Source organism: Roseobacter sp., assembly GCF_024639605.1.
Taxonomy (GTDB): Bacteria; Pseudomonadota; Alphaproteobacteria; order Rhodobacterales; family Rhodobacteraceae; genus Roseobacter.
In genome coordinates this window covers 1-3,866 of sequence record NZ_JAHEHZ010000225.1, presented here as the reverse complement: position 1 = coordinate 3,866, position 3,866 = coordinate 1, and the positions used below count along the sequence as shown (strand labels likewise).

Below are 3,866 nucleotides of genomic sequence, written 5' to 3'. Positions count from 1 at the left end.
GTGCGGATTCCGGCTGCGTTCAGGCGGCTTACGATGCTGTCCGCAGGCACATGATCAAGCGCAAAACAGACAAGACCCTCGCGTCCGGGATTGGCCGGGCCGCCAAGGATGGTAACGCCCGGCAGCTCAGCCAGACCGGGAAGATTTCCTGTGCCATGCAGCATGATGTCGGTCAGTGATTTTTCATGCGCGTGGATGGCTGCACCTGCAGCCTCGATGCGGGCGCGGGGCTCTGTACTGCTGCTGTGCTGAGCACCCAGCCAGTCGAAATAGGCCACAACATCCGAAAAAGTCGCATAAGCCCCGGTGTCGCGCGTGCCCATTTCCCAGTTGGCGCGGGGGCCGTCGATAAGCTGTTCCAGCGGCAGGCCGGACAGCCGGTCAGAAACCCACGCAACACCATATCCGTGGCGCGAAAACACTTTGTAAGGTGACACAACATAGCCGTCGATGTCGCAGGCGGCGATATCGATCCGGCCGTGGCTCGCATGCTGTATGCCGTCGACGATGATATAAACTTCAGGGCTGACCGCACGGATCGCGGCAGCGATGGAGGCCACATCATTGGCGATTCCGGTGACCGGTGAGGTGTGCAGAATTGTCGCAACCCGGACGTCAGGCGACATATATTCTGCATAGGCCTCAGCGGTCACCGCGCCGGTCGCATCGTCATGCGGTACGGAGATATAAGGTTTGCCCGCGATACCCGCCCAGTGGCGCGCAGCTGAGCGGGAGGCAGGATGTTCAACCGTAGAGCCAATGACCTTTCCACCCTTTTCAGCGCCCGTAACAGCGGTGCGGATCAGACGGAAAGTCAGCTCTGTCCCGCTTTCCCCGACGAAAAACTGACCGCCGTCTGCATTGAAAAACGTTTGCATATCAGCCTTTGCGCGGCTGATGATCCCGCCGAGGGCGGCAGCGGCGGGATTGTCGCGCCCCTGGTTGTCCGGGATCGCCGCAAAGGTTGCGGAGGTCTTCACGGCTGTCTCCAGCGTCAGCGCGCCACCGGCGTTTTCAAAAAAGATGCGCGGGCCCTGAAACGGACAGTTATCCACATGCGCAAACCGGCTGCGGATTTCTGTCATCAGCTCTGGCGGGAAAGCAGTCATCGGTATGTCCTGGTTTATACATCGGCGGAACCCATTCACCGGGTGGGGCGTTAGAAGTCAAGACGTGCCGGACGGACCGGTATCGACAAGGAGATCCGATGAGCCCGGCTGAAGAGAAGAGAAAAGAAGAGGAATCGGTCAACGAGGCCGCGGCGCTGGCGCCGAAACTCATCTATGAGGTTATCCGCCGCGAAGGCGATGAAGAGATGGCCCGCCCCAAGCGGTCTCTGGTGTGGTCCGGCATCGCGGCTGGCGTGATGATCAGCCTGTCGGTGCTGGGCGAGGCCATTTTCCGGACCTATCTGCCGGATACAGGTGCCCGCTATCTCATAGAAAATGTGGGATACTCTCTGGGATTTCTCGCCGTCATCATGGGCCGGATGCAGCTTTTCACTGAAAATACGATCACCACTGTTCTGCCCGTGATGGTCGAGCGCACGTGGAGTATTGTTTTCAGGATGCTGCGCCTGTGGTGCATTGTACTGGGCGCCAACGTCATCGGGGCCTTTGCTGCCGCGGCTCTGATCGTCTTCACACCTGCGATCGCGCCGGAAATCCTCAGTTCAGTGATTGATCTTTCGCATCATGCGACTGGCATGGGGGCCTCGACAGGTTTCTGGCGGGCTATCCCGGCGGGCGTGATTGTCGCCCTGATTGTCTGGATGCTGCCCCAGGCGGATTCGGCCAAGTTTTTTCTGATCCTGATCTTTACATGGCTGATCGCAGCGGGAGATTTCACGCACATCGTCGCCGGATCTGTTGAGATGGCCGCATTGATTCTGCTCGGAGATCTGACCGCTTACGGCGCGGTTTTCGGGTTCTTCCTTCCGGTGCTTGCAGGCAACATAATAGGTGGTACGATCATTTTTACCTTGATGGCGTGGGGCCAGGTGAGGGATGAATTACCAGATCCCTGACTTCGCGCAGGAACGCGGCACCGCGCGGCATCGTTAATCCATCGGACCCTCACAGGAGACTGAACATGGAATATGCGGGTTTTAGCGGGTTTGTCGTTCTGGTCCTGGACATCTGGGCCATCGTGTCCATGATCGGATCGCGCTCCCCGACGGGAGGCAAGGTGCTCTGGATCTTCGCCGGGCCACGCGCCGCTTCAGCGACTGCATGACATGATTGCGCCACTGCGCTACCCGCTTAAGACGTATCGCGCGGCGGCCGCGGCTGTCATCGGCAATATGGCTAAAAACAACCTCGCGCTGATCTCGGCCGGGGTTGCCTTTTTCTCGATGCTCTCCATTTTTCCGGCTCTTGCCGCGCTCATCGCTGTGCTCAGCCTGATCGCGAACCCTGCTGTCGTCATTACGCAGCTTGAAGAGGTGCGCGGCCTGATGCCTGACGAGGTGTACCAGATCCTCAACAGGCAGATTGTGGGTCTGGTAAGCACGAGTTCAGACACACTGGGCTGGGCGGGGGGTGTTTCCCTGGCTGTCGCACTCTGGTCCGCGCGCGCCGGCGTTGGCGCGATCATGCAGGGTCTCAATACCGTCTACGCCACCGAAGGCCGGGCTACCTGGCGTCATTATGTGCGCGCCCTTATGCTCACCGTCAGTCTTGTCAGCGTGGCAATTATCGCATTGGTCAGCCTTGTCGTGGCTCCGATCGTGCTGAGCTTTCTGCAGCTCGGGACACTTACGGTCATCGCGGCGGAAGTTCTGCGCTGGGGGATCGCCATCGCAGTGATCTTTGCGGGCATTGGCATGGTCTACCGCTACGGTCCGAACCGCAGCGGCATCAGCATTGGCTGGGTGACACCCGGAGCTGTGTTTTCGGTCACCTCATGGGCGGCGGTATCTGTAGCGTTCTCGTTTTACGTCTCACATTTCGGCAATTATAATGAGGTTTATGGCTCCATTGGTGCCGTGATCGCCATGCTGGTCTGGCTTTGGATCAGCACATTTCTGGTGCTGGTAGGGGCCTCTCTGAATGCAGAGCTGGAAAAACGCGCGATCCCCGGACGCATGTCTTTGCGCCGCTCGCGCCGGCGCAGATCAGGTGAGCGGACGGACGCTGTGCCCGCTGCCGATACGCAGGGCGCCGGCAGGGGCGAAATTCCTGATCTGACGACAGATCCGCGCATCTCCGGCTGATTTCGGAACCCCGTGTTGCCCGACGCGTTTGTCCGTCGACAACAGATAAACAGGAGACAGATATGACAAGCGCATTGAATGTAGTGCCCGAAAAGAGCGACGTGAGTACCGGTGTGAAAGACACGGAAGCAATGGCGCAGGGCCTCGAGAATATGCTGGCGGACACCTACCGGCTGATTTTCAAGACGCACGCTATTCACTGGAACGTCGAAGGGCCGATGTTCTTTTCAGTGCACAACCTCACCGAAGAACAGTACGGAGAGATGTTTGAAGCGGCCGACGTGATTGCCGAACGTATCCGCGCGCTGGGTGAGCTTGCCCCGGCATCGCTGCAGTCGATTGTCGCTAATTCTGTCGTGCAGGATCAGGAGAACCCTCAATCGGCGGGCGAGATGTGCGAGGACCTGGCGGCAGATCACGAGCGCGTGGCGCACCGGATGCATGCTGTGATCAAAATCGCAGGCGAGCATGGTGACCCGGTTACCGAAGATCTTGCGGTGGCCCGCGCGACGTTCCATGAAAAGGCGGCATGGATGCTTCGGTCGATTTCGAAAAGCTGAGCTGACTGAGCGCGAGGCCTTTGGCGCTCGCTCTGAAACCGGATGCCCCGCCGGTAACGGCGGGGTTTTTGTTGTCTTATCAGACGCGGCGG

Annotated in this window: 5 protein-coding genes; 4 read left to right on the top strand and 1 reads right to left on the bottom strand. The window is 59.2% G+C overall.

What is annotated here, in order from left to right; all coding sequences use genetic code 11:
- On the bottom strand, positions 1 to 1,109 hold a 1,109-nt coding region (locus Q0M35_RS17885; RefSeq protein WP_295317610.1), incomplete at its 3' end, for an aminotransferase class V-fold PLP-dependent enzyme.
- Positions 1,110 to 1,207: 98 nt separating this feature from the next.
- Between Q0M35_RS17885 and Q0M35_RS17880 the strand changes: the two genes are divergently transcribed.
- The 4 genes from Q0M35_RS17880 (at position 1,208) to Q0M35_RS17865 (ending at position 3,774) form a co-directional block, all read left to right on the top strand.
- Entirely contained in the window at positions 1,208 to 2,026 is an 819-nt protein-coding gene (locus tag Q0M35_RS17880; RefSeq protein WP_295317609.1) for a formate/nitrite transporter family protein, read from the top strand.
- Positions 2,027 to 2,091: 65 nt separating this feature from the next.
- Entirely contained in the window at positions 2,092 to 2,235 is a 144-nt protein-coding gene (locus Q0M35_RS17875) for a hypothetical protein (protein WP_295317608.1), read from the top strand.
- A 1-nt stretch (position 2,236) separates the two neighbouring features.
- Positions 2,237 to 3,214 carry a YihY/virulence factor BrkB family protein gene (locus tag Q0M35_RS17870; protein ID WP_295317607.1) on the top strand — a complete coding sequence of 326 codons (978 nt, stop codon included), beginning with the start codon at positions 2,237 to 2,239 and terminating at the stop codon, positions 3,212 to 3,214.
- Between the two features lie 62 nt (positions 3,215 to 3,276).
- Complete coding sequence (locus Q0M35_RS17865) at positions 3,277 to 3,774, top strand: DNA starvation/stationary phase protection protein (protein WP_295317606.1); 498 nt, start codon at positions 3,277 to 3,279, stop codon at positions 3,772 to 3,774.
- Positions 3,775 to 3,866 lie beyond the last annotated feature (92 nt).